Consider the following 23,177-nt stretch of genomic DNA (forward strand, 5'->3'; position numbering starts at 1 on the left):
CCGGGTGAGGTACTGAGACGGCGCGCCTCGGGGGTCGCCGGTTTCTCGTGGGCTCCGAGGCGCGTCGCCTGGCCGGGACGGTGGTTCGTTCCGGCGAGAGAAGAGGACGGTACGGGGTCTCTACTGCTTGGTGCAGGTGAGGACGATGGTCGTGCCGACTTTGACCCTGGTTCCCGGACGGTGGGACTGTTTGGTGACGGTCCAGTTCTCCGGGAGGACGACGAAGGTGTCGTAGCGGTCCTGTGAGCCGAGCTTGATGTCGTCCCATTCGTCCCAGCCGCGGTCGGCGAACCATTCCTTGGCCACGGCGGCGTTCTGGCCGGTGAAGTCCGGCAGTTTGACGTACCGGGGCTTCGGCTCGGCGGGGTCCGGTAGCTGTGTGTCGTCCGGCCGGGGCTGCTTGACCTCGGCTCGGGACTTGGTGGCCGTGGCGGCCACCAGCGGGGCCGTGGCGGACGGGGCGGAGCCGGCGGCGCCTAGGGCTATGCCGCCGAGGCAGCCGGCGCCGAGCGCGAGGACGGCGATCAAGATGACCGCGAGGCCGGAGACCCCCCGGCGGGGGGGGTCGGCGGCTGCGGCGGATAGGTCATGTCGGTCCTTGGGGGTCAGGCGGCCAGGGCCACCGTAGGGGGGAGGTAGGTCACGTCGCCGGTCGTGGCGTGCAGGCGGCGATTCAGGCGCTCGGGACGGCTGACCACGGTGACGTGCAGGCCGGCCTCGGTGAGCCAGATGGCGAGGCTGGTGAAATAGCCGTCTCCGGAGCCGATGACGGCTCGCTCGAAACGCAGGTCGATGCGGTCGGCCACGGCCGTGTCGACGAGAGCGCTGTCCGCGCCGTCGAGGCCGGAACGGATCAGCAGTCGCGCGCCGTGGAGCGCGACGCCGACGTTCACCATGGACCGGGGATTCACGGCGACGACGAACTGGTCCATGGGGCCGATGAGCACCAGGTCCTGGTACTCGGCCATGGTCCTGGTCACCTCGGCCGTGGTCGGCCTGGGAGACGCCGTCAGGTTCTCGATGTCCAGCAGATGGATGGACCGTCCTTCACGTACCTCACCGGAACCGGACCGCTCGGCGACATGACCGACCCTCGTCCGAACCCCGCACGCGTGTACGCGCACGCCGCGGCTCGCACCCTCACCGGCGGCCCGACCTCGGCTCCCGTCGTGCGCGCCGACGACGCCACCCGTGACGACGTCGCACTCGCGCGCCGCCAGGCGTAGTCCCTGTTCAGGCGGTCACAGTACGACGACGCCGCGCAGGTGCCGCGCGAGGCCGTCCGGTGGGCCGACGGCAGGCTCGACCCCGACGAGACGGCCGACCTGCGCGTGCGCCTCGCGGACGTCCTGCTGGATTCCGGCGACCACCACGCCGCCGCCGAGCAGTACCACAGGGTGGCCGACGACCTGCTCGCGCTGCCGGAGCCGGACCTGGAGCGGGTCTTCCAGCGCCGGCTGCAGGAAGCGGCATGCCATGACCACACGGAGGATCTCGATCTCGCGCTGCACGTGCTGCGCGACCTGCTGGCCGACGAACTGACCCGCTGGCCGGCCGACGACCCACGCCTGCTGGTGCTGCGCCGCCAGATCGGCGAACTCGAAGCACGCGCCGGCCACACCGGTCAGGCTCAGCGAACCTTGTCCACTCTCCGTGACGATCTGGTCAGACTCTTCGGTTCCGACCACGCCGCCACCACGCGGGTCGTCGAGCTCCTCGGCGGTGTCGAGAGCTGATCGCGCGCGTGGTGGCTCTGGCCGTCCTGCCTATTTGTCCGTTAAGTGAGCTATGTGGGTTGCGCTGAACGAGTGTGCATATGCAACATCTGGTAAGGCTGCTTTCCTGAGCTGCGAAAACAACTCAGGCGCTCTGACATGTGAGGGATTAGGGGTAGTTGGCCCGCTTCCTCCGGATGCATCCGCGAGGCCGGGCAAACACCGCAGCCTGCCCCATTACCGTCCGTGTCAGCCCGTTCATCTGCACGTGCATTTGCAGCAACACCTGCACGTTCTCGCAATTGCGGGACTACTCTGGAGATCGCTAGCCTGATCGATTCTTCCCGACAAATCGGTCATAGCGTGCCATAAGGCACGATGGTACGACACGTTGGGAACTAGCTAGACTAGCTGTTCGACCTGGCCAGCCGGTAAAAGTGCGAACCTCTCGCGAAAAATCTTCATAGTTTCCTTCTGTCCCTGCTGCATGCCATACGCTGTGGCCTCACAAGACCACTGTAAAAGCGATTAGGGAGGGATAAGCCGCGATATGGTTGAAACTCGCATCCAAGGAGGCGAGCCTGCCAATAGCGAGCCCGCGGTACCACCCCCGCCATGGATACGGCGCGGCAAGACGTTCGCCAGGTACGTCGGCCGGCACCTCGGGGCCTTCGTCAGTGGAGTGGCCGTCGCGGTCACCGCGTCCTGGCTCGGCCCGGTGCTCTCGGCAGGTCCCCCGACCGGCGACGTCACCATAGAGCACCCGCCGGAGGGTACGCACGCCAAGGCGGCACCCTGCCTGGCCGTCCGCGGTCACGGTGTCCCGGAACAAGGTGACCGGCTGGTCCTCGCGGTCCAGCAGACCTATCCGAAGGACGGCGCCATCACGTTCTTCCCGGTCGTGCGGGTCGTCGGCGGCGACTGGCAGGCGACGGTGCCGCTTGAGGGGCCGCCGGACGGCTGGTTCAAGGTCAGAGCGGTGACGCTGAGCGCCGAACTGACCGACTATCTCGCCTCCGTAGGCGCGCACGGCGCCTCCGGTGGCACGGCCGGAGGCAGCGCGGCGGTGGCCAGGTGGACATCGGCCGCGATGCCCCCGGGTGGTGCGATCGCCGACTCGGTGGACGTTCAGCGGGGTCCTGGACAGATCATCTGCTGAACCACACCGAGCGGGCAGAAGTCCCGGACGGCGGTTCCCCGTCGTCCGGGACCGGCGACGTCAGAGCCTAGACCACCGTTCCACCTGCGTCCACGGACCTCGGTTACCTTTCACCTTCCTGTGCCGGTATCTCCGCATTTCTGGGAGGGATCTGTCGTTCCCGGCTCGTCCTCCCTGGCCGTCCCGCTCACCGGCTCCGCGGACGCGACCCGGTCTCGGCCGCTCGGAGGTGAGCGGCCGGGTCAGGACGGTGTGCGGCCGGGCTACGGCGTCGTGGGGGTCACCGGCATCGGGAAGGCGGACAGTGCGGCGTAGTACGACGGCTTCTTGTTGTAGTAGCGGTCGAAGAGCAGTGGGGTTTCGCTGGAGCGCCAGCTGTGCTGGTCGGAAACGCCGAAGACGGTGATGCCTTTGCAGCGGGGGACGGCGACGCAGGACGAGATGGCGGAGCGGTACGTCTCTCCTTGTGCCGGAGCGGTGCCGGCGACGTCCAGTTCGGTGAGGTGGACGTCCAGGCCCAGGGAGGCGAAGGTCTCCAGGGTGCGGCGGAAGTTCGCGGGGTACGGGAAGCTGCCGGTGAAGTGGGATTCGAGACCGACGCAGTCGACAGGGACGCCGCGTGCGCGGAAGTCACGCAGGAGGCTGAAGACGGCCTGGGACTTGCGCTTGTCGATGTCCTCGATGCCGTAGTCGTTGTAGCAGAGCCTGACCTCGGGGTCGGCGGCGCGTGCGGCGCGGAAGGCCTGCTCGATCCAGCTGTCGCCGAGGCGGCTCTGGAAGATACCGGGCCTGCGGGTGGCGCTCGCGTTGTCGGAGAAGGCCTCACCGACGACGTCCCAGGTGTCGATCTTCCCGTGGTAGCGGGTCATCACGGTTCTGATGAAGGTGACGAGCGCCGCGTTGACGTCACTCGCCGTGGGGAGGCTGTTCACCCAGGCGGGGAGGCCGTACGAGGTGATCAGCCGGCCGCGGACCCGCATGCCGTGGGCCTGCGCGTACTCGACGACACGGTCGGCGGGTCCGAAGTTCCAGGAGCTCCTGGTCGGCTGGATGACGTTCCACCACATCTCCAGCTCGGGAGTGACCGAGGTGAACTCCCGGTCCAGGATCGTGGTGTACGGCGTTACGGTGAGGAGGCGCTCCTGGACCGCGGCGCCGAAGTAACGGCCGGTGGCGGCGGCGGCGGACCCGAGCGTCACGTCGGTGGCCGAGGCGGGGGTGGCGGTGACGGCGAGAGCGGCAGCGCAGACGACCGCCGCGGTGACGGCCAGGACGCGGCGCAAGGGATGGACGGCCATGGTGGTTCCTCCGGAGGGACACCGTGCGAGGAGCAGGGGACGTGCGTCATCCATGAAGTGCTGTACGGGAGATCTCACAGCGGAGTGTGCGAAGCACAGCGAGTGGTGTCAACCGGTGATCGGCGCCTTGGAGAGGCACACGGGGATCACGCTGCGGCGAAAGCCTGCGGCCATGCCGAAACCGCCGAAAGGTTCAGGACGCGACGTGGTCGGCGGCGATCGTGTCGATGCGCAAGGCCAGGGTGAAGTCTCGTGGAGTGCGGCCGCCGGTGTCGTGGAGATGAGGACCGGCGCTAGGACTCAAGCCCTTTGATGGCCTCGTTCAGATCGCGTGCCGGGTGGTACATGAACCGCTTGTCCACACGCACTTTCTCCAGGAGACCGTGTTTCTCCAGTTCGATCAGATCCTGACGCGCGGTCTCCGCCGACACGCGATGGGATGCGCGGTGGGACTGCACCGAGTAGGTCGCTCCTGGGTTCTTCAGCGCGTTGTGCAGTAGGGCGAGCTGCCTGGTGTTGAAGCGGCCGGCGTCGCGGCGCAGCCTGGTGCGTAGTTCCCTGACTTCGGCCATCTTGCGTTCGAGATAGAGGTTGAGCGCGTCGATGGCCTGATGAAGCACCTTGAGGTTGAACAGCAGGAAGTAGGTCAGATCACTCTCATCGGACTCGGTGAACAGATAGGCGCGGCCGTACTGTGCGTGGGACTTCTTGATGACGCTCGATATCGAGATGAACTCCGTGAGCCAGTATCCCTGGTTCAGCATCGACCAGTAGAAAAGCAACCGGGCCGTCCGGCCGTTGCCGTCCTCGAAAGGATGGTCGTACCCCATCATGAAGTGAATGATGATGGCCCTGACGACGCCAGGAAGGTAGCCTCCGCCGTCGGCGCCGTTGGCGAAGTCGCAGAGACGCCGCATCCTCTCGGGAAGCTGCTCGGCCGGTGGCGGCTCGTGGAGCAGCTCCCCCGTGTTGTCGTACACACCCACTCTGGGAACTGCGGGTGATTGGAACCGTCCCGCCGCGTCGGGGGTGTCCAGTGTGCCCTCGGTCGCGATGCGATGGATGTGGCAGATGATGTCCGGTGTCAGGATTTCAGAGCGAATCTCGCCGACGAATTCCATCGCATGGTAGTTGTTCAGGATCATGCGCTCGCTACGATCACGTGGTTCCCGGCCGGAGCGGATCATCTCGGTCGCCACGCGCTTCTCTGTTCTCGCGCCTTCGAGCTGACTTGAGGTTATCGCCTCCTCGATCAGAGAACTGACGAGATATCTGTCACGTGTGGCGGGGTTGGTGACCTCCTCACTCAGGCTTATGTGTCCTCCGGTGTTGATGCTGACGAACTCGTTCTCACGAAGCACATCGTCCGGCAACGCATAGGTGAAATGTCTTCCACGGACATCGAGCAACGGGACCCGTCGGGCCATGGTCCGGCGAGCGAGTTTCATCACGGCCCACCAGTCCTCCCGGGTCAGGTGGTCGGGTGCGGAGCGATGACGGATCTCGTCCCAGTGGTAGTAAGGCGTCTGGTTGGCGGCGAGCAGATGGTGATCGATGGCTCCGGCCAGAGAATCGTTCGCCAGCATGCGCTGCAACAGTTCAGCTAGTGGCGGTGGGGTCTCTGGCCTGCGCATTCGATCTCCAATGTGTGCTCCAGGATCGGAGCGGAGTTCTCGGCTCGCGAGGAGGGTGCCGGAAGTCTGGTCCGCTGCGGACCGGGGCCGTCGACGGCGCCGGTCCGCTCAGGTCCTGACCCAGAGTAGTCCCTGCTCCCGGCCAACTCCCAGCTTCTCCCAGTTCTGGGAGTTGGGAGTTGAGCCGGGTGAATCCCCAGCGTCTGAGGGGTGTGCGCGGACGGCCGGTACGTACTCCCAGTCAACTCCCAGGATCTCCCAGTTCTGGGAGTTGGACGTTGAAGGTCAGGAGGCGGCGTGGTCGGCGGCGATGGTGTCGATGCGGAGGGCCAGGACGAAGTCGTTCTGGGTGAGGCCGCCGGCGTCGTGGGTGGTGAGGGTGAGGTGGAGTTTGCGCCAGCGGATGTCGATGTCGGGGTGGTGGTTGAGGGCTTCGGCCTGCTCGGCGATGTCGTTGACAACCGCTATGGCGGTGCGGAAGTCCGGGGCCACTATGGTGCGGCGGATCTCGTCGCCTTCGCGGTGCCAGTCGGGGATCTCACGAAGGCGTGCGGTGATCGCGTCGTCGTCCAGCCTCTCCATGCCGATCATCATTTCACGTGGTGGCGGCGTTGTCGCGTGTGCGAGCACTCACTTGACGGCGCCGGCGGTGAGGCCGGACTGGATCTGGCGTTGGAAGATTATGTAGACGATGAGCATGGGGATGATGGCCATGCTCAGGGCCGCGAAGAGGCCGGGCCAGTCGGCTTCGTAGCCGGCGTTGGTGTTGATGTTGGCTATGCCTTGGGTGATGAGCCATTTGTCCTCCACGCCGCCGGAGAGGAGGACGATGGGGAGGAGGTACTGGTTCCACTGGCCGAGGATGTTGAAGATGGTGATGCTGATCAGGCCTGGTTTCGCCATCGGCATCATGATCTGGAAGAAGGTGCGGGTGTGGGAGGCGCCGTCCATCATGGCGGCTTCGGCCACCGAGGTCGGCAGGGTTTTGAAGAAGGCGGTGAGGAAGAAGACGGTGAACGGCAGTGAGTAGGCGATGTAGACGAGGATGACGCCGAGGTGGGTGTCGATCAGGCCGAGGTTGCGGACGACGAAGAAAAGCGGGACCAGTGCGAGGAACACGGGGAACGCGAGGCCTGAGACGAACATGTAGTACACGAGGCGGTTGCCGAAGAAGCGGTAGCGCGCGAGGACGTACGCGGCCATGGCGCCGAACAGCATCGTGAAGGCGGTGCTGATCGTGACGACGAAGACCGTGTTGAGCATGTAGCGGCCGATGTGGGCCTTGTCCCAGGCGCGGACCCAGGCGTCGAACGAGTAGGTGGCCGGCAGCGCGAGCGGCGCGTCGCCGACGATCTCGGCGTTGGTCTTGAAGGACGCGAGGAACGTCCACAGGATGGGGCCGACGACGAGGATCAGCCAGACGACGAGGGCCAGGTGGGACAGTGCGCCGAAGACGCCGAGGGGGTTCTTCGGACGGGCCGGACGGGTGGCGGTGCGCGGGGCGGCCCGCCGTACCGTGTCGGTGGAGGTCGCCATCTAGAGCTCGATCCTCTCGCGGCGTGTCACGCGGAGGCTGAGCGCCGCGAACGTGAGGGTCAGGAAGAACAGGGCCACACCCATCGCGGAGGCGTAGCCGAACTTGGAGAAGGTGAAGGCGTTGCGCCAGATCTCCAGCGGCAGCACGGTGGTGGCGTTGTCGGGGCCGCCGCGGTCGACCGAGAGCACCTGCACCAGCGCGAAGCAGTCGAAGGCGGCGATGCCGAGGTAGACCCAGCCGACCTGGATGGTGTCCCAGATCAGCGGCAGCGTGATGCTGAAGAACAGGCGGAACCGGCCGGCGCCGTCGAGCGCGGCGGCCTCGAAGACGTCCTTCGGCACGGCGGCCATGCCGGCGGAGAACAGCACGACGTAGAAGCCGACGGACTGCCAGACGAGGACACCCATGATCGACCACAGCGCGAGGTCCGGCGCGATGAGCCAGCCGACCGGAGCGATGCCGACGAGGTCGAGCAGGCCGTTGATGATGCCGGTGCCGTCGGGACGGTACACGGCCTGGAACAGCACGCCGATGACGGCCACCGCGAGGACCTGCGGGAAGAAGTACACCACGCGGTACAGCCGCGACCCGAACACGCCGGTCATGCGGCCACCCTTGCTGCCTCCTCCGAGGTTCAGCAGGAACGAGAAGAACAGCGCGATGGCGATGGTGATCAGCGGCATGGCGACCAGGAGCAGCGCGTGGTGGCGCACCGCGGCCCAGAAGACCTCGTCGGAGAACAGGCGGGTGAAGTTCTCGAACCCGATGTACTGCGGGTTTCCCGTGATGCCTCGCCAGTTGGTGAGCGAGATGTAGAACGCCTGCGCGTACGGGCCGATCACGAAGACCGCGTACAGCGCGACGGGAATCACGAGGAAGGAGAAGACGAACCCGTACATCCGTGTCTTGGCCGAGGTCAGCATCCCGGGCCTCCCTGGTCGCCATGCCGCATCCGGCTACACCGTCCGGTTCTGCTTGGTGATGGAGGAGTCGGCCTTGACCGCGTCGGCCTTCTTCTGCATGTTGGCGCAGAACTGCTCGGCGGTGATGCGGCCGAACATCAGGGAGTTGGTCTGCTTGCGCAGCTCGGTCTCCAGCTCCTTGTACCAGTTCTCGAAGCTGCTGTAGGTGACGATGTTGTTCCCGGCGGCCGTCTGCGCGTCGGCGACACTCTTCAGGCCCGGTGTGAGGGACAGGCCTTCGGCGGCGCCGACGACCACGGTGAGGCTGCCGGACTTCTCGGTGAAGCCCTTGGCGCCTTCCTTGGAGAGCATGATGCGCGCGTACTCCAGGGCCCCGGCGGTGTTCTTGCCCTTGGCGGGGATGATGTACGGCTCGCCGGCGGCGGCGCGGATCGCCTCGAACGGCATCTTGTCGCTCGCGGTGAGACTCGGGGTGGGGGTCACCGCGTACTCGAAGGAGCCGGGGGTGTTGTCCTTCTGCTCGTTCTCCAGCCAGGAACCCGACGGGTACAGCGCCACCTTGTCCTGGTTCTGGCGGGTCTGCACCTCGGTGTGGATGAGCCCTTCGTAGCTCTTGTCCATGAACTTGCCGATCTCGGCCCAGGCGGCGGCGGACTGCTTCACCGAGTCGCGGGTCCACGCGCCGTCGGCGAGGTTGTCGATGTCGATGAGGACCTGGTTGCCCTCGATCTTGGCGGCCGTGATGAGGATCATCCAGTACTGGTAGTACGAGGCGTTCTTGCCGGCGTACGCGTAGGGGGTCAGCCCCGCGTCCTTGATGGTGCCGCAGAGCGTCTTGAACTCGTCGAACGTCTTCGGCGGGGTCCAGCCCTTCTCCTGGAAGAGCTTGGCGTTGTACCACAGGCCGTAGCCGGTGAAGACGTAGTTGAGGATGTACGGCTTGTCGGCGATCAGGCCGGACTCGACCGTGCCGGGGACCAGCGTGTCGCGTACCTTCTTGCTCGGGTCGTCGATGGAAGGCGCGTCGAACAGCGGGGTGAGGTCCAGGAGCTGGCCCTCGGTCTGCAGCGCGCCGTTGTCCATCAGGTCGGAGCCGGAGTTGGCGATGAAGTCCGGCACGTCGCCGCTGGCGAAGCGGGGCTGCAGGGTCTGCGAGATCTGCTGCGTGGCGACGTGCTTGACCGAGGCGTTGGGGAATTCCTTCTTGTACAGCGGCTCGTGCACGTCGGTGGCGTAGGAGTCGCCGAGGCCGCCTTTGAAGATGACGACTTCGAGCGGTGCGTCCGCCTTCACGCCGAACGGGTTGGCCCCCGAGGTCGGCGCCGCGGCGGACGTGGCCGGCGCGGCGTCGCCGCCACCGGCGCCGCTGGTGGCGCAGGAGCTGAGGAACCCCGCCGCGGGGCCCGCGACGAGAGCGGTGAGGCCGATACGGCGGAGCATCTGCCGCCGGGTGATGTCTTTCGGCGTGCCGGCGGAGTAGGCCATGCAACCCTCCAGGAAGGGAGTTATCAATTAGGAAAGTTTCCTAAACGTTTGAGGAACGTACGTCCAACGCCGTGCACCGTCAAGTGGTATAGGCCAACCCGTGATCGAGCTGTAGCCGACCAGCAAGGGGACCGCGACCGACGCGCACATGCACCGCCTCCGGAAACGCCTGCGTAACCCGCCAACGCCACAGGTCACCGGCCGATGATGACACACAACGCCACAGGATTGACAGACCTTTGACCCGGTCTAGACCAGTGAGCGGGAAACCATCCGAAGAGTGGACATCGCCTGCATTCAACGGCAAAGAGCGACTAGCGTCACTTACCGGACGTCCCCAAGTAGCCCTAGTAGCGAGGAGCACGGGTTTGCCGCTCCAGATCACCGGCGCGCCGAGCGACCCCGACCTCATCCGCCTGCCGTGGGAGACCCCGCTGGAGGAATGGCCGGAACACCACCTGGTCACGCTCCCCCGAGGCATCTCCCGCCACATCGTGCGGTTCGCGCGGCTGTCGGGACGCGTCTACGCCATCAAGGAGATCAACAGCCGGTTCGCCAGGCGCGAGTACCAGCTTCTGTGGGACCTCGGCCGCCACGACGCACCCTCCGTGGAACCGGTCGCCGTCGTCACCGGCCGCACCACCGCCGACGGCGAGCCGCTCGACTCCGCGCTCATCACCCGGCACCTGCAGTTCTCCCTGCCGTACCGCGCCGTGCTGTCGGGCTCGCTGCGGCCCGACACGCTCATCCGCCTGCTCGACGCGCTCGCCGTGCTGCTGGTGCGCCTGCACCTCGCCGGGTTTTACTGGGGTGACTGCTCGCTGAGCAACACCCTGTTCCGCAGGGACGCCGGCGCGTTCGCCGCCTACCTCGTGGACGCCGAGACCGGTGAGCTGCACCCGGTGCTCAGCCGGGGCCAGCGCGACCAGGACATCGAGGTCGCGCGGGTCAACATCTTCGGCGAGATGCTCGACCTGGAGGCCGGCGGGTTCCTCCACCCCTCGATCGACCCGCTGGCGTTCGCCGACCAGCTCGTGGCGCGGTACCACCGGCTGTGGGAGGAGCTCACGCAGGAGGAGATCGTCGAGGACGTCGAGTGGCACCTGATCGACCAGCGCATCAGGCGGCTCAACTCGCTCGGCTTCGACGTCGCCGAGATGATGATCCGCCGCAAGGCCGGCACGGCGCGGCTCATGGTCAAGCCCAAGGTCGTGGACGCCGGCCACCACCAGCGCCGGCTGCTGCGGCTCACCGGCCTCGACGTGGAGGAGAACCAGGCCCGCCGGCTGCTCAACGACCTGGACTCCTTCCGCGTGGCCCGCGGCCTGCGGCACGAGGACGAGGCGATCGTCGCGCACCTGTGGCTGGCCGAGATCTTCCAGCCGACCGTGCTCGCCATCCCGCCGGACCTGCGCGGCAAGCTGGAACCCGCGCAGCTGTTCCACGAGGTGCTCGACCACCGGTGGTACATGTCGGAGGCCGAGGGCCGGGACGTCGGGCTGGACGCGGCGTTGCGGTCGTACATCGACACCGTGCTGGTGCACAAACCCGACGAGAAGGCACTGATCGGGGACGACGCGGTGCCGGGGACCGAGCAGGTGCCGGACCTGACCCTCTGACGAGGGGGATCGGAACCTCCGGCCGTACGACCCCACCCGCCGACGAGGTCTCAGCCCTTCACGGCCTCCAGCTCCTTGAGGTAGGTCGCGGCCTCGGCCAGGTGGGCCTCGCTGAAGACGCGCACGCCGTGCACCGACAGCAGGGCCGCCGTCACGCCGGAGCCGGGGGTGACGCGGCCGCGGAAGGTGCCGTCGTGGATGCGCAGGGTGCCGCAGGACGGGCTGCCGTCCTTGAGCACGGCGAGCTTGAGGTTCATGGAGCGTGCCACGGCGAGCGCGGCCTGCGCGCCGGCGAGGAAGTGGCGGGTCACGTCGGCCCCCTCGGCGGTGAGGATGCGCGCGCTGCCGGCCAGCACCGCCGGCCCGCCGACCCCGCCTTCGATCTCGGCGGGAGGACGCGGCACCGGCAGGCCGCCTTCGACCTCAGGACAGAACGGCACGAGCCTGCCCTCGGCGCGCCAGGTGGCGAGGAGCGCGTCGTGCACGGTCTTCGCCTGGCCGTCGAAACGCACCGGACGCCCCATCAGGCACGCGCTGACCAGGATCCTTTCCATTCCCCCACGGTAACGCGCAACGGACGCGGATGGTGACGGCGTCGTTGCATCCGCATATGTCGCTTTATGAGTAAATCAGCAGAGATATACCGAGCGATATTCGACGGCAGCTCTGCCACCTGGTCGGTCAAGCATTCCACGCAGTAAAAGATCCTTATATCCGAGGACTTTACCGTCCCATTGACCGAAGCCGACACGACCCGGTGATCTCCCTAGAGTCGGCCAGGTTCCGTTACGGACCGTATCCGGCGAGGGGTGCACCGTGCTCGACATCGAAAGCTGCCTGACCGAGGCACTGGCCGTCCCCGGCGCGATCGAAGCACTCGTGGCCGAGGACGCCTGCGGCCTGGTCGCCGCGTCCGGCTCACCGGCCTCCCCCGGCCCGCGCGCCACGGCCGACGCGTTCACCGCGAGCCTGCGTGCCACCCTCGACGCTCTCGCGCCGAGCGCGCCAGGCGGCTACGCGGGGCTGGAAGAGCTCGTCGTCACCACCGACAGGGGACACCACCTGCTGCGTCCCTTCTCCCCCTCGGCGCTGGTGTACCTGCGGCTGGACGGCGAACGCGCCAACCTCGCACTGGCCCTGCACCGGCTGCGCGCCGTCACCGTCCGGCTGGCGGAACTGGCCGCCGCCGGCCTCCTCACCGCCCCACCCCCGGCACCGGACGTCCAGCCCGCACTCCCCCGCCGCGCCAGGCGTCACGCGCGGACCGGCGACCCCCCACCGGACGGCTCCGCCGACATCGGAGTGCTCGTACGGCTCCGCGACGCTCTGGAACGCCTTCTCTAGCTCTTCCTTCTCCCCTCATCACTGTCAACCAGGAGGAAACATGGCAAACATCGACGTCACGCTCAAGGAGATGATGTCCGTCGACGGCGCCATCGGCGCCGCCGTCGTCGACTACGGCAGTGGCATGGCACTCGGCACACTAGGCGGGTCCAAGGACCTCGACCTCCAGGTCGCCGCCGCCGGCAACACCGAGGTCATCAAGGCCAAGCTCCGCACCATGGAGGCCCTGCGCCTCCATGAGGGCATCGAGGACATCCTCATCACCCTGAGCGCGCAGTACCACATCATCCGCCCCCTGTCCGGCCGCAGCGGCAAGGGCCTGTTCCTCTACCTGGCCCTCGACCGCCAGCGCGCCAACCTGGCCCTGGCCCGCCACTCCCTGCGGAGCATCGAGGAGGCACTGGAGGTCTGACCCGTCCCACCCGGCGACCGGGAACCGCGACGGCACGCCGGCGAGAGGCCCGCGGCCCGGCGGCTACAGCACGGCGGCGCGGGTGGTGAGCTCGGTGATCGCCGCCACGAAGTCGGGCCAGAGCGCACGCGGCAGGTCGTGGCCCATCCCGGGGAACGTCAGCAGCTTGGCCCCCGGGATGGCGTCCGCGGTGGCGACCCCACCGGCGAGCTGGACAAGCTGGTCGGCCTCCCCGTGGATCACCAGCGCCGGCACCGACAACTCGCGCAGCGCCGCCGTCCGGTCCCCCGACGCGAGGAGCGCCGCGAACTGCCGGCCGAACCCCGGCGGGTCGAACGACCGGTCATAGGCCTGCCCCGCGATCTCCCGCACCCGCGCCTCGTCCGCCGGATACGCCGGCGACCCCAGCACCTTCCACGACTCGACCGCACGCCGCACCACCGACTCCCGGTCAGGAGCCGCCGGCGCCAGCAGCGCACCGAGCGCCAGCTCTGTAGGAGCCCCCACATCCGGACTCGTCGTCGACATGATCGACGTGAGACTGAGCGTCCTCCCCGGGTACCTGATCGCGAACTCCTGCGCGATCATCCCCCCCATCGAGGCCCCCACCACATGCACCGCGTCCAGCCCAAGAACGTCCAACAGCCCCGCCGTGTCGGCCGCCATGTCCTTCAGCAGATACGGCGCCTCCGGCACCCCCTCGCCACGCGCCGCCGGAAGCCGCGGCACCCCCGCCTCATGCAGATGCGTCGACAACCCCGCGTCCCGGTTGTCGAACCGCACGACGTAATGCCCCGCGGCGGCCAGCTCCGCGCAGAACTCCTCGTCCCAACTGATCATCTGAGCCCCGAGCCCCATGATCAGCACCAACACCCTCCCCCCGGCGTCCCCGAAGGTGTCGTAGGCGATCTCGATCCCGTTGACCCGCACACGATCCATGCCGACAGAATTCCATTCGGTTCCCTGGCCCACAAGCCCGCCACGGGACCACGGCCACCAGGGACGCACGCGCCAGGACCTGCCGGTCAGCGGCGTGTCACCGGGCCGCCGCGGTCGGTGCCGACGCCGGTGAAGTGGTCCGGGCCGGCGGCGCCGGCGGGACGGCCGGTGCGGGGGTGTTCGCCTGCGGGGACGCGGCCGGGCCGGTGTTTCTCGCGGGACAGGCGTTCGGGGCGGGTGGTCATGCTCTGGCCTACGTCGAGAGCGCTGGTGGCGTGGGTGTCGGTGGGGGGGACGCCGTGGCGTTCGGCTTCCGAGATTTCTCTTGGGGGACGGCGGTCGCCGGGTGGGGGGTGTTGGAAGGCGAGTTTGGTGCCTTTTATGGCGTCCTGGTGGGCCTGTTGGCGGATTTTCTTTTTGTTTGGGCTGTTGGGGAGATCGGTCATCGGTACCACCCCCGTGGGTACGGTGTCTTCTCTGGGTCATTTCTGGTTGTTCCCCGCTCGGGGTCAGCAGATGCGAGGCAGGGGGTCGCCTACCAGGACGTCGACGATTCTGGTGCCGCCGAAGGCGGTGTGGAGGAGGACGAGGCCCGGGGGGTCGGGGGCCACGCGGCCGATCACCGTGGCGGTGGCGCCTTGGGGGTGGGAGCGGAGTGCGGACAGCGCGGTGTCGGTGGTGTCGCGGTCGACCACGGCGATCATGCGGCCTTCGCAGGCGGCGTACAGGGGGTCGATGCCGAGGAGTTCGCAGCAGCCGCGTACGGCGGGGCGGACGGGGATCTGGGTCTCCGTCAGGACGATCGCCGTGCCTGAGGATTCGGCGATCTCGTTGAGCACGGTGGCGACGCCGCCTCTGGTGGCGTCGCGGAGGCAGCGTACGGCGCCTTCGGGGCAGGTTTCCAGGAGGCGTGCGGTGAGGGTGTTCAGGGGGGCGGTGTCGGAGGTGACGTCGGCTTGGATGTCGAAGGCGCCTCTGGCGAGCATGACGGTGACGCCGTGGTCGCCGATGGGGCCGGAGACGATGACGGTGTCGCCGGCGCGGGCCGCGGTGGCGGTCAGAGTGAGGCCGGGGTGCACCACGCCTACGCCTGCTGTGGTGATGTAGCAGCCGTCGGCTTTGCCTTTCTGGACGACCTTGGTGTCGCCGGTGACGATGGTGACGCCGGCGGCGCGAGCGGCGGTGGCCATGCTGGCGGTGATGCGGCGCAGGTCGGCCAGGGGGAAGCCCTCTTCGAGGATGAAGCCGGCGGAGAGGTGGGCGGGGGTGGCGCCGCACATGGCGAGGTCGTTGACGGTGCCGTTGACGGCCAGGTCGCCGATGTCGCCGCCGGGGAAGAACAGGGGGGTGACGACGAAGGAGTCGGTGGTGAAGGCGAGTTCGCCGGTGACGGCGCCGTCGGCGAGGGGTTCGAGGAGGGGGTTCCTGAACGCGTCCAGGAAGACGTCCTCGATCAGGGTGCGGGTGGCCTTGCCGCCGGCGCCGTGGGCCAGGGTGATCAGCTCGTCGCGTACCTTCGCCTTGCGGCGGCGGGCCCGCTGGATGCGGTCGAGCACCTGCTCCTCGCGGGTGAGCGTGCGGGGGTCCGCAGAAGGGTCGTCGGTGGTCATGTGCGGGTGGCCTCGTTCGCGCGGGTGAGTGTGCGGGGGGCCACTGGAGCGGTGGTCATGTTCGGGTGGCCTCTTTGACGCGGGTGCGGGAGAAGCGGCCGAAGTTGTAGTAGGCGGCGCAGGCGCCTTCTGAGGAGACCATGCAGGTGCCTATGGGGGTTTCCGGGGTGCAGGCGGTGCCGAAGACCTTGCATTCCCAGGGTTTCAGTACGCCTTTGAGCACTTCGCCGCACTGGCAGGCCTTGGGGTCGGCGACGCGGGTGGCGGGGAGGTCGAAGAGACGTTCGGCGTCGTAGGCGGCATAGCGGTCGCGCAGGCGCAGGGCCGAGTGCGAGATGAAGCCGAGGCCGCGCCACTCGAAGTGCGGCCGGGGTTCCATGGTCTGGTTGATGACGGACAGGGCCTTGGGGTTGCCGTCCCAGGGGACCACGCGGGAGTACTGGTTCTCGACGGCGGCGTGGCCACGGGACAACTGGGTCAGGCCGGCGTGCACGGCCTGGAGGACGTCGAGAGGTTCGAAACCGGCGACGACCAGGGGTTTGCCGTACTGCTCGGCGATGAAGCGGTACGGACGGCAGCCGATGACCGCCGACACGTGGCCGGGGCCGATGAAGCCGTCGAGGCGCAGGTCGGGTGAGTCGAGGATGGCCTTGATGGCGGGGATGATGGTGACGTGGTTGCAGAAGACCGAGAAGTTGGCGATGCCTTCGGCCTCGGCGCGCAGCAGCGTCATGGCGGTGGACGGGGCCGTGGTCTCGAAACCGACGGCCATGAACACCACCTGGTGGTCGGGGTTGTCGCGAGCGATCTTGAGCGCGTCCAGCGGTGAGTACACGACGCGGATGTCGGCGCCGCGTGCCGCCGCGTCCTGGAAGGAGCCACGGCCGCCGGGGACGCGGGTCATGTCGCCGAACGACGTCATGATGACGCCAGGCCGCTCGGCGATGTGGATGGCGTCGTCGATGCGGCCCATCGGGATCACGCACACGGGACAGCCGGGGCCGTGCACCAGCGTGATCGCCTCGGGGAGGTGGTCCTCCAGGCCGTGTTTGTAGATGGTGTGCGTGTGGCCGCCGCACACCTCCATGAACTTGTACCGCCGTCCCGGCTCGCACAGCGCGGCGACGCCGGCGGCGAGCGCGCGGGCCGTCGCCGCGTCGCGGTACTCGTCGACGAAACGCATCCCGGACCCTACCCTTCGCCGATCATGGATTCGCGCAGCGCGGCCATCTCGTCGTCGTACGCCTGGCCGATGCTCTCCAGGAAGTCGAGCGCCGCCTTGGCCTCCACCTCGTCGATCTTGGAGAGCGCGAAGCCGACGTGGATGAGGACCCAGTCCCCCGGCGCCAGGTCCTCCCCCTCCAGCAGGCCGATGTTGACGGCGCGCCGTACGCCGCTCACGTCGACCTGCGCGAGGTCGGGACGGTCAGACGGCATCTCCACGATCTCCCCGGGGATCCCCAGGCACATAGGTCGCCTCCGCGAGCTGGATGGATTCGAGTACGAGGTCGTCGCCGCCTTCGGTGTCCACGTCGGCGGACCCGCAGGCGGGACAGACGGTGTGCGGGTCGGCCGACAGGGTCGCGGCCCCGCACTCGGCGCACGTCACCCGCACCGGCAGGGTGACGAGGTCGAGGCGGGCCCCCTCGGCCACCGTCCCCTCACTGACCAGCGCGAAGGCGTCGCCGATCGACGGCTCCGCCACCCGTAGCAGCGCGCCGACCTGCACGCGCGCGCGGCAGACCCGCCGGCCGTCCGCTCGCTTCTCCACGGCCGCGAGGATCGACTCCGCGATCCCGAACTCATGCACGATCCCTACCCCCCGTCGTCTCTGTGTTCGTCCCGGTCCTGGTCAAAGGTCACATCTGGCGGATCTTCAGGTAGCGCTTGATGTCGGGGAGGGAGCGGTAGACCAGGACTCCTGCGGCCGTCAGGACGGCGAGCTTCACCAGGTGTCGTCGCATCGGGATACCTCCGGTTGTTCTGACTGGCGGAGCAGTTCGAGCACCAGGCCGGCGGCGCGCGGCACGGCGCCGGCGACCGGCGGGCTGAGGTCCATGCCGGGTGCGGTGGTGGCGGGTTCGCAGCCGACGAGCAGCACGGGGATCGTCATCTCGCCGAGCGTGCCGGCGAGGGCCAGCACCGCCTCGGGGTTCATGTCGTGCGCGTCGAACAGCGCGCCGGTGAGGTCGCCTTCGGTGGGACGCAGCACGTACAGGGTGCCTGGGGGGTCGCCGCGAGGTGCGAGGTCCACGAGGATCGCGGCGTCGTACCCGCCGCCGGTCAGCTCGTACGCCAGGTGCACGCCGCGGATGCCGAAGTCGGCGACGACGGCGCCGTCCGGCAGGTCGCGGCCGGCGAGTTCGCGCGCCACGGCGACACCGAAGCCGTCGTCCCCGAGGAACACGTTGCCGACACCGGCCACCAGGGTCTTCACGTCCCGGCCTCCTTCGGCAGGAGTTCCACCTCGTCAGGCGCGAAGTACAGGTAGCGGCCGTGCGAGCGGCGCAGGTCGGCGCCGGGGTCGTCCTCCAGGGTGACGGCGAGGTGCCGCGCGCCGTCCACGTCGGTCAGCACGGCCTCCACGACGGCGGTGCGGCCGGTGAGGAACATGTCGTGCGCGTCGGCGCGTCGTTTGCCGGGGACCAGCCGCACCCGGCTGCCTTTGCCGATCGCGCGGCCGTTCACCGTGACGTCGGCGGCGGGGCCGAGGTGACGGATGGCGCCGTGGAGGCGTTCCAGCAGCTCAGGTGGCAGGTCGGCGGCTCGGTCGAGCAGGTCGGCGGCGCGGGGGTCGGTGGCGGCGGCCTCGCGTCGCTCCTCGTCGGTGAGGGTGAGCGCGCGCAGGTGCAGCATCTCGTCGATCTCGGTCGCGTCGAACGTCGCGCCGGGGCTCTCGGGTGCCACGCGGGGATGGTCGCCGAGGATGATCGGCGCGGACAGCACCACGTCGCGACGGCCGGGGTCGCCGACCAGCACCGGCCAGGTGTGCCGGTTGCGGCAGGTGCGCGCCGCGGCGCGGGCCCACTCCGGCGGGTCGGCGAGCGACAGGAACGACCCGGCGGTGGCGCCGATGAGCAGGTGCGCGGCGACCAGCGAGTGCCGCAGCGCCTCCTCGCGTCCGTCGCCGCGCGCCACCCACGCACCGGTGTCCTGCCGCCAGGTGGTGGCCCGCATCGTCTCCCACGGCGGCGCGTCGCCGCCGGGGAGCCACGCGGTGCGGTTCTCCACGTGGACACGCAGCTTGAGCAGGCCGTACGGACCGGGGGGACGTTCGGCGCGCACGCCGAGCACGGCGTGCAGGGGCCGGTGCGCGGTGACGACGCGGCCGACGGTCTCGCCGGACGGGCCGGTGACGGTCTCCTCGGCCCGGTCGCCGGGGATCCGGATCACGACGGTGCGTTCGGCGCCGATCAGGTGCGGCACGGCGAGCACGGCCTCGGTCTCGCGCTCGGTGGCGTCGTCGTACGACAGGTGCGTGGTGTCGCCGCACCGCAGCTCGGCGACCGGCGTGAACCGGCCGTCCTCGGCGCGTTCGACGCGGCGTTCGCGCACGTGCAGGAACCGCAGCCGTACCCGCAGCAGCGCGTTGGCGCCGCCGTCGAGGAGACACTCGGTGACGCTGGCCGACGGTTCGGCGGTCTCCTGGTACGCCGGAGGCACCAGCACACCGAACTGCCAGCGCAGCCGGTTCTTCGGGGCCGAGGCACGGTAGGGGTAGAGCAGGTACCCCTCGTACAGCACGGCGTCGGCCACCGCGCGGGCCGCCTCCATCGGGACGCTCCTCACGTCGCCTCCTTCAGCAGTGCCTCGACGACCTCGTCCCAGGTGGCGAGGGCCCGGCCCGCCTTGTACCGCTGGAGCGAGCGCAGGGTGTCGCGCCGCAGCCGCAGCCAGCCGCAGCCGGGGAAGTAGCGGTCCATCAGCTCACGCCACACCGCGACCGGCAGGCCGCAGCGCGCCTCGCGGTCCCACGGCACCGGGGTGGCCGTGAGGCCGTCACCGGTGCGCGCGAACACGGTGCCGCTGAACAGCATCAGCATCGGGACCTCGCCGCCGCGCAGTGACGCCAGGTACTTGCCGGCCGCGACCTCCAGGTCGTAGCTGCACGGCACCGGCACGTCGATCTCGGTGGCGCCGGTGTACCTCGGCACGAGCACCGGCACGGTGGCGAACGGGAACGGCTTCACCGTCTCCCCCCACCGGGTGGGGTCGCCGAACAGGTCGCCGAGCAGGTCCGCCTCCCCGGCGGTGTACGTCCGCCGCTGCGGCTCCACCCTGATCTGGCAGCGCAGCGCCACGGCGTGCACGGCGCCGGTCCCCGGTCCCGTGACGGCGAGCCGGAACGCCAGCGTGGGGCAGGCCGCGTACAGGTCGGCCCGCACCCCCCGGCACTCGAACCGGATGTCAAGCACCCCTTTCCTCCTCTCCCTCGAAGTCCGCGCACCGCTGCCGCAGACCGGCGAAGAACCCCTCGATGGCGTCCCATGCCTCGCGTCCGCCGTGGAAGCCCCGCCAGCGGGTGCGCAGCAGACCGGTCAGCTCGTAGCAGGCGTCCACCGGCACCAGATGGCAGGTGAAACCCGTGCCGGGGTCGCGGTCGACGAGGAACGCCTCGACGTCCGGCAGCGGACCGGCGGCGGTGAGCGCGGGGACGGCCGCGAGCACCCGGTCCCACGCGTCGGCCGGCACGGGGGCCTCGGTGGCGCCACCGGGGCTCGGGTAGAACGCGACGACCCGGTCCAGCTCGGAGTTGTGGAAGAAGAACGCCGTGCGCACCGGCACGCACAGCGCGTCCCAGTCCCTTTGGTCGAGTGCGAAGCCGGGGAAGGTGAGATAGCGGTCCGGTACGGCGCGGTACCGGCCGGCGCCGCTCGCGCCGTTGCGCAGGAGCAGCAGGTGACAGCCCTTGCAGGCGCACAGCAACGACCGCCGGCCCGTCTCCGTCACATGGCCGTGCGGCTCCCCTGCGGGCTCGCCGCACAGCTCGCACCGCTGCGCGGTGACCGGCCGTGGCTCCCTGAACCGCAGGAGGCCGCGCGCCGGCACACGCGGCCGGGTCTCGCCGGGGGTCACGGCGTGGTGTCCTGATGTGCGGGCTGCCGAGACGCCGGGTCCTGATGAACCGGGTCCTGAGGGGTGTCCTGCGGGACCGGACACGGGCCGGGTGGCCGGTTGCGGATCCACAGCAGGCCCGAGTCGTCGGGGAGGCCCTCGACCTCCAGGCGGGTCACCTCCGGCGCCGACTGCCGTACGGCCCTTTCGATGCCGCCGGTCACCGTGGCCTGCGAGGACGCGCAGCCGTCGCAGCCGCCGACCAGCCGCAGCCGTACGACGCCGTCCACGCTCACGCCGAGGAGCTCCACGCCGCCGTCGTGCAGGCCGAGCATGGGCCGCACCCGGTCGAGCGCGGCGCGGACCCGTTCCGCGGTGCCGAGCGGGTGCAGGTCGTGCAGGACGAGCAGGCCGGACACGACCTCGTCCTCGGTGAGGCGGCGCAGCACCCCGGCGGCCTCGCCGTCCACGACGATCTCCATGACGCGTTCGAGGCCCGCGCCGTACAGGTCGCCGAGCGCGCGCACGAGGTCTTCGGCCGTGGAGCGGGCCGCCGGGCCGGCGAGCCGGCCGAGTTCGTCGATCAGCGTCTCGACGCGTTCACCGGTGGCGTGCACATCGGTACGCCACCGGGAGCCGTCAGCCGGTGGCGTAGGCATGGGGACTGTGCAGTTTCCGCAGTTCCTTGCCACGGCCGAGGTACATGTGCACGCCGCACGGCAGGCAGGGGTCGAAGCTGCGCACGGTGCGCATGATGTCGATGCCCTTGAAGGTGTCCGGCGGGTTCTCCTCGAAGATCGGCGTGTTCTGCACGGCGTCCTCGTACGGCCCCGGCACGCCGTTGACGTCGCGGACGCTGGCGTTCCACGGGGTCGGCGGGTACGGGTGGTAGTTGGCGATCCGGCCGTTGCGTATCACCATGTGGTGCGACAGCACGCCGCGCACCGCCTCGGTGAAGCCGCAGCTGATGGCCTCGTCCGGCACCTCGAACGGCTTCCACGTCTGGCTGCGGCCCTGCCGCACCTCGTTCAGGCCCTGCTCGGCGAAGTGCAGCGCGCACGCCGCCATGTACGCCTGGAAGTAGCTGCGCGCGCGGTTGCGTTCCAGCGCGTTGGACAACAGCTCGCCGTCGCGTTCGGGGATCTTCCACTCGAACGTCGTCTCGGGCCTGGTGGCGCTCTTCGGCAGGTTGATGAGCACGCTGCGGCCGGTGGAGCGGACGTAGCCGCCGACGTCCACCAGGCCCGACAACGCGGTGGACCACAGGCGCGCGATGGGGCCGCCGCCGGTGTCCAGCGGAAGCATGTCGGTGCCGTCGAACCAGCGCGGCGACATGACCCAGCTGTACTTGTCGGTGAAGTCGCGTTTCTGGGGCCGCGGGATGGTGTGCTGGTTCCACGGGTGCCGCATGTCGACCGGGTTGCCGAGCGGGTCGTGGGTGACGAACGGCTCCTGGCCGGCCCAGTCGTCGTAGTAGGAGCTGCCGAGTAGGACGCGGATGCCGAGGTTGATGTCCACCAGGTCGTTGGTGATGAGCTCGCCGTCCACGATGATGCCGGGGCTGACGAACATGCGCCGGCCCCAGTCGTTCATGTTCTGGTAGGTGAAGTCGCAGTACTCGGGGTCGTTGAGGCTGCCCCAGCAGCCGAGCAGCACCCGTCTGCGGCCCACCTGCTCGTACCCCGGCAGCGCGTCGTAGAAGAAGTCGAACAGGTCGTCGTGCATCGGCACGACCTTCTTCACGAAGTCGACGTACCGCATGAGGCGGGTCAGGTAGTCGGTGAACAGCTGCACGGTGGCCACGGTGCCGACGCCGCCGGGGTACAGCGTGGACGGGTGCACGTGCCTGCCTTCCATGAGGCAGAACATCTCGCGCGCGACGCGGCTCATGGTGAGGGCCTCGCGGTAGAACTCGCCTTCCAGGGGGTTGAGCGAGCGCATGATGTCGCCGACGGTGCGGAAGCCGTGCTCGGCGGCGTGCGGCGCCTCGGTGGCGTTGGCCCGTTCCAGCACGCCGGGGTTGGTGGCGGCGACCATCTTCTCGCAGTAGTCCACCCCCACCAGGTTCTCCTGGTAGATGTTGTGGTCGAACATGTACTCGGCGGCCTCACCGAGGTTGACGATCCACTCGGCGAGCGCGGGGGGCCGCACGCCGTACGCCATGTTCTGCGCGTACACCGAGCACGTGGCGTGGTTGTCGCCGCAGATGCCGCAGATGCGGCTGGTGATGAAGTGCGCGTCCCTCGGGTCCTTGCCTTTCATGAAGACGCTGTAGCCGCGGAAGATGGACGAGGTGCTGTGGCACTCCACCACTTCCTTGCGCGCGAAGTCGATCTTGGCGTAGATGCCGAGGCTGCCGACGATCCGGGTGATCGGGTCCCAGGCCATCTCGACCAGCTCACGGCTCTCGCCGCGCTCCTTGGAGGTCGTCATCTCCGCTCCGTCCT

At 68.9% G+C, this 23,177-nt stretch carries 28 protein-coding genes; 6 read left to right on the plus strand and 22 right to left on the minus strand.

Annotated features, from left to right (window positions below; translation table 11 throughout):
- Positions 1-120: 120 nt before the first annotated feature.
- Both BJ992_RS24715 and BJ992_RS24720 read right to left on the minus strand, forming a co-directional pair.
- Positions 121-528 carry a PASTA domain-containing protein gene (locus tag BJ992_RS24715; RefSeq protein WP_184984924.1) on the minus strand — a complete coding sequence of 136 codons (408 nt, stop codon included), beginning with the start codon at positions 526-528 and terminating at the stop codon, positions 121-123.
- A gap of 77 nt (positions 529-605) precedes the next feature.
- The gene (locus BJ992_RS24720) at positions 606-968 is read right to left on the minus strand and encodes an NYN domain-containing protein (RefSeq protein ID WP_184984926.1); all 363 of its coding nucleotides are present in this window, start codon (positions 966-968) and stop codon (positions 606-608) included.
- Between the two features lie 114 nt (positions 969-1,082).
- On the opposite strand from BJ992_RS24720, the gene BJ992_RS24725 reads away from it, so the two are divergent.
- The 3 genes from BJ992_RS24725 to BJ992_RS24735 all read left to right on the plus strand — a co-directional run bounded on the left by BJ992_RS24725 (position 1,083) and on the right by BJ992_RS24735 (position 2,874).
- Positions 1,083-1,226: a hypothetical protein gene (locus BJ992_RS24725; protein ID WP_184984928.1), complete on the plus strand. Its 144-nt coding sequence runs from the start codon at positions 1,083-1,085 to the stop codon at positions 1,224-1,226.
- 39 nt (positions 1,227-1,265) lie between these two features.
- The gene (locus BJ992_RS24730; protein WP_184984930.1) at positions 1,266-1,736 is read left to right on the plus strand and encodes a hypothetical protein; all 471 of its coding nucleotides are present in this window, start codon (positions 1,266-1,268) and stop codon (positions 1,734-1,736) included.
- A 529-nt stretch (positions 1,737-2,265) separates the two neighbouring features.
- The gene (locus BJ992_RS24735; protein WP_184984932.1) at positions 2,266-2,874 is read left to right on the plus strand and encodes a hypothetical protein; all 609 of its coding nucleotides are present in this window, start codon (positions 2,266-2,268) and stop codon (positions 2,872-2,874) included.
- A gap of 263 nt (positions 2,875-3,137) precedes the next feature.
- Here BJ992_RS24735 and BJ992_RS24740 read toward each other — a convergent pair whose 3' ends face one another.
- The 6 genes from BJ992_RS24740 to ngcE all read right to left on the minus strand — a co-directional run bounded on the left by BJ992_RS24740 (position 3,138) and on the right by ngcE (position 9,751).
- Positions 3,138-4,172: a glycoside hydrolase family 10 protein gene (locus tag BJ992_RS24740; protein WP_184984934.1), complete on the minus strand. Its 1,035-nt coding sequence runs from the start codon at positions 4,170-4,172 to the stop codon at positions 3,138-3,140.
- A 293-nt stretch (positions 4,173-4,465) separates the two neighbouring features.
- A complete protein-coding gene (locus BJ992_RS24745) occupies positions 4,466-5,758 on the minus strand; it encodes a Fic family protein (RefSeq protein ID WP_184984936.1) in 1,293 nt (430 codons plus the stop codon).
- 333 nt (positions 5,759-6,091) lie between these two features.
- The gene (locus tag BJ992_RS24750; RefSeq protein WP_184984938.1) at positions 6,092-6,388 is read right to left on the minus strand and encodes a 4a-hydroxytetrahydrobiopterin dehydratase; all 297 of its coding nucleotides are present in this window, start codon (positions 6,386-6,388) and stop codon (positions 6,092-6,094) included.
- Positions 6,389-6,436: 48 nt separating this feature from the next.
- The gene (locus tag BJ992_RS24755) at positions 6,437-7,342 is read right to left on the minus strand and encodes a carbohydrate ABC transporter permease (RefSeq protein WP_184984940.1); all 906 of its coding nucleotides are present in this window, start codon (positions 7,340-7,342) and stop codon (positions 6,437-6,439) included.
- Positions 7,343-8,266 (minus strand): carbohydrate ABC transporter permease, encoded by a 924-nt coding sequence (locus BJ992_RS24760; RefSeq protein WP_184984942.1) that lies wholly within the window; start codon positions 8,264-8,266, stop codon positions 7,343-7,345. It lies immediately after the preceding gene.
- Between the two features lie 33 nt (positions 8,267-8,299).
- Positions 8,300-9,751 carry an N-acetylglucosamine/diacetylchitobiose ABC transporter substrate-binding protein gene (ngcE, locus tag BJ992_RS24765; protein WP_184984944.1) on the minus strand — a complete coding sequence of 484 codons (1,452 nt, stop codon included), beginning with the start codon at positions 9,749-9,751 and terminating at the stop codon, positions 8,300-8,302.
- 368 nt (positions 9,752-10,119) lie between these two features.
- Here ngcE and BJ992_RS24770 point away from each other — a divergent pair, with 368 nt between their 5' ends.
- Entirely contained in the window at positions 10,120-11,370 is a 1,251-nt protein-coding gene (locus BJ992_RS24770) for a DUF4032 domain-containing protein (protein WP_184984946.1), read from the plus strand.
- Between the two features lie 50 nt (positions 11,371-11,420).
- Here BJ992_RS24770 and BJ992_RS24775 read toward each other — a convergent pair whose 3' ends face one another.
- On the minus strand, positions 11,421-11,924 hold the full coding sequence (locus BJ992_RS24775; protein WP_184984948.1) for a 2-thiouracil desulfurase family protein: 504 nt from the start codon (positions 11,922-11,924) through the stop codon (positions 11,421-11,423).
- 262 nt (positions 11,925-12,186) lie between these two features.
- Between BJ992_RS24775 and BJ992_RS24780 the strand changes: the two genes are divergently transcribed.
- Together BJ992_RS24780 and BJ992_RS24785 are read left to right on the plus strand one after the other, a co-directional pair.
- On the plus strand, positions 12,187-12,714 hold the full coding sequence (locus BJ992_RS24780; RefSeq protein ID WP_184984950.1) for a hypothetical protein: 528 nt from the start codon (positions 12,187-12,189) through the stop codon (positions 12,712-12,714).
- A gap of 40 nt (positions 12,715-12,754) precedes the next feature.
- The gene (locus tag BJ992_RS24785; RefSeq protein ID WP_184984952.1) at positions 12,755-13,126 is read left to right on the plus strand and encodes a hypothetical protein; all 372 of its coding nucleotides are present in this window, start codon (positions 12,755-12,757) and stop codon (positions 13,124-13,126) included.
- 63 nt (positions 13,127-13,189) lie between these two features.
- Here the strand turns inward: BJ992_RS24785 and BJ992_RS24790 are convergent, their stop codons facing one another.
- The 13 genes from BJ992_RS24790 to BJ992_RS24845 form a co-directional block, all read right to left on the minus strand.
- The gene (locus BJ992_RS24790; protein ID WP_184984954.1) at positions 13,190-14,065 is read right to left on the minus strand and encodes an alpha/beta fold hydrolase; all 876 of its coding nucleotides are present in this window, start codon (positions 14,063-14,065) and stop codon (positions 13,190-13,192) included.
- An 86-nt stretch (positions 14,066-14,151) separates the two neighbouring features.
- Positions 14,152-14,511: a hypothetical protein gene (locus BJ992_RS24795; protein ID WP_184984956.1), complete on the minus strand. Its 360-nt coding sequence runs from the start codon at positions 14,509-14,511 to the stop codon at positions 14,152-14,154.
- Between the two features lie 63 nt (positions 14,512-14,574).
- Positions 14,575-15,675 (minus strand): hydrogenase expression/formation protein HypE, encoded by a 1,101-nt coding sequence (gene hypE, locus BJ992_RS24800; RefSeq protein ID WP_184984958.1) that lies wholly within the window; start codon positions 15,673-15,675, stop codon positions 14,575-14,577.
- Between the two features lie 55 nt (positions 15,676-15,730).
- A complete protein-coding gene (hypD, locus tag BJ992_RS24805) occupies positions 15,731-16,858 on the minus strand; it encodes a hydrogenase formation protein HypD (RefSeq protein ID WP_184984960.1) in 1,128 nt (375 codons plus the stop codon).
- An 8-nt stretch (positions 16,859-16,866) separates the two neighbouring features.
- Positions 16,867-17,112 (minus strand): HypC/HybG/HupF family hydrogenase formation chaperone, encoded by a 246-nt coding sequence (locus tag BJ992_RS24810; protein WP_343072839.1) that lies wholly within the window; start codon positions 17,110-17,112, stop codon positions 16,867-16,869.
- Positions 17,102-17,485, minus strand: coding sequence for a hydrogenase/urease maturation nickel metallochaperone HypA (locus BJ992_RS24815; RefSeq protein ID WP_184984964.1), 384 nt, complete (start codon positions 17,483-17,485; stop codon positions 17,102-17,104). The genes BJ992_RS24810 and BJ992_RS24815 overlap by 11 nt, the downstream gene beginning before the upstream one ends.
- Before the next feature lie 49 nt (positions 17,486-17,534).
- Positions 17,535-17,639, minus strand: coding sequence for a DUF6893 family small protein (locus BJ992_RS34580; protein ID WP_425503700.1), 105 nt, complete (start codon positions 17,637-17,639; stop codon positions 17,535-17,537).
- A complete protein-coding gene (locus BJ992_RS24820) occupies positions 17,621-18,112 on the minus strand; it encodes a hydrogenase maturation protease (RefSeq protein ID WP_184984966.1) in 492 nt (163 codons plus the stop codon). Before BJ992_RS24820 ends, BJ992_RS34580 begins: the two co-directional genes overlap by 19 nt.
- Positions 18,109-19,464, minus strand: coding sequence for a hypothetical protein (locus tag BJ992_RS24825; protein ID WP_343072840.1), 1,356 nt, complete (start codon positions 19,462-19,464; stop codon positions 18,109-18,111). The genes BJ992_RS24820 and BJ992_RS24825 overlap by 4 nt, the downstream gene beginning before the upstream one ends.
- Positions 19,461-20,090 (minus strand): DUF6084 family protein, encoded by a 630-nt coding sequence (locus BJ992_RS24830; RefSeq protein WP_184984968.1) that lies wholly within the window; start codon positions 20,088-20,090, stop codon positions 19,461-19,463. The genes BJ992_RS24825 and BJ992_RS24830 overlap by 4 nt, the downstream gene beginning before the upstream one ends.
- Positions 20,083-20,751 (minus strand): DUF5947 family protein, encoded by a 669-nt coding sequence (locus BJ992_RS24835; RefSeq protein ID WP_221474965.1) that lies wholly within the window; start codon positions 20,749-20,751, stop codon positions 20,083-20,085. Before BJ992_RS24835 ends, BJ992_RS24830 begins: the two co-directional genes overlap by 8 nt.
- Positions 20,748-21,389 carry a NifU family protein gene (locus BJ992_RS24840; protein WP_184984970.1) on the minus strand — a complete coding sequence of 214 codons (642 nt, stop codon included), beginning with the start codon at positions 21,387-21,389 and terminating at the stop codon, positions 20,748-20,750. The genes BJ992_RS24835 and BJ992_RS24840 overlap by 4 nt, the downstream gene beginning before the upstream one ends.
- Complete coding sequence (locus tag BJ992_RS24845) at positions 21,370-23,163, minus strand: nickel-dependent hydrogenase large subunit (protein WP_184984972.1); 1,794 nt, start codon at positions 23,161-23,163, stop codon at positions 21,370-21,372. Before BJ992_RS24845 ends, BJ992_RS24840 begins: the two co-directional genes overlap by 20 nt.
- Positions 23,164-23,177 lie beyond the last annotated feature (14 nt).

The sequence above is a fragment of the Sphaerisporangium rubeum genome (assembly GCF_014207705.1).
GTDB classification, from domain to species: domain Bacteria; phylum Actinomycetota; class Actinomycetes; order Streptosporangiales; family Streptosporangiaceae; genus Sphaerisporangium; species Sphaerisporangium rubeum.

Bases quoted from the DNA above. Each gene is read 5' to 3' on its own strand.
- hypE (WP_184984958.1), bottom strand. From the start codon at position 15,675: ATGACCACCGACGACCCTTCTGCGGACCCCCGCACGCTCACCCGCGAG.
- ngcE (WP_184984944.1), bottom strand. From the start codon at position 9,751: ATGGCCTACTCCGCCGGCACGCCGAAAGACATCACCCGGCGGCAGATG.
- BJ992_RS24740 (WP_184984934.1), bottom strand. From the start codon at position 4,172: ATGGCCGTCCATCCCTTGCGCCGCGTCCTGGCCGTCACCGCGGCGGTC.
- BJ992_RS24755 (WP_184984940.1), bottom strand. From the start codon at position 7,342: ATGGCGACCTCCACCGACACGGTACGGCGGGCCGCCCCGCGCACCGCC.
- BJ992_RS24845 (WP_184984972.1), bottom strand. From the start codon at position 23,163: ATGACGACCTCCAAGGAGCGCGGCGAGAGCCGTGAGCTGGTCGAGATG.
- BJ992_RS24775 (WP_184984948.1), bottom strand. From the start codon at position 11,924: ATGGAAAGGATCCTGGTCAGCGCGTGCCTGATGGGGCGTCCGGTGCGT.
- hypD (WP_184984960.1), bottom strand. From the start codon at position 16,858: ATGCGTTTCGTCGACGAGTACCGCGACGCGGCGACGGCCCGCGCGCTC.
- BJ992_RS24750 (WP_184984938.1), bottom strand. From the start codon at position 6,388: ATGGAGAGGCTGGACGACGACGCGATCACCGCACGCCTTCGTGAGATC.
- BJ992_RS24720 (WP_184984926.1), bottom strand. From the start codon at position 968: ATGGCCGAGTACCAGGACCTGGTGCTCATCGGCCCCATGGACCAGTTC.
- BJ992_RS24790 (WP_184984954.1), bottom strand. From the start codon at position 14,065: ATGGATCGTGTGCGGGTCAACGGGATCGAGATCGCCTACGACACCTTC.
- BJ992_RS24840 (WP_184984970.1), bottom strand. From the start codon at position 21,389: ATGCCTACGCCACCGGCTGACGGCTCCCGGTGGCGTACCGATGTGCAC.
- BJ992_RS24810 (WP_343072839.1), bottom strand. From the start codon at position 17,112: ATGCCGTCTGACCGTCCCGACCTCGCGCAGGTCGACGTGAGCGGCGTA.
- BJ992_RS34580 (WP_425503700.1), bottom strand. From the start codon at position 17,639: ATGCGACGACACCTGGTGAAGCTCGCCGTCCTGACGGCCGCAGGAGTC.
- BJ992_RS24785 (WP_184984952.1), top strand. From the start codon at position 12,755: ATGGCAAACATCGACGTCACGCTCAAGGAGATGATGTCCGTCGACGGC.
- BJ992_RS24735 (WP_184984932.1), top strand. From the start codon at position 2,266: ATGGTTGAAACTCGCATCCAAGGAGGCGAGCCTGCCAATAGCGAGCCC.
- BJ992_RS24745 (WP_184984936.1), bottom strand. From the start codon at position 5,758: ATGCTGGCGAACGATTCTCTGGCCGGAGCCATCGATCACCATCTGCTC.
- BJ992_RS24760 (WP_184984942.1), bottom strand. From the start codon at position 8,266: ATGCTGACCTCGGCCAAGACACGGATGTACGGGTTCGTCTTCTCCTTC.
- BJ992_RS24725 (WP_184984928.1), top strand. From the start codon at position 1,083: ATGACCGACCCTCGTCCGAACCCCGCACGCGTGTACGCGCACGCCGCG.
- BJ992_RS24795 (WP_184984956.1), bottom strand. From the start codon at position 14,511: ATGACCGATCTCCCCAACAGCCCAAACAAAAAGAAAATCCGCCAACAG.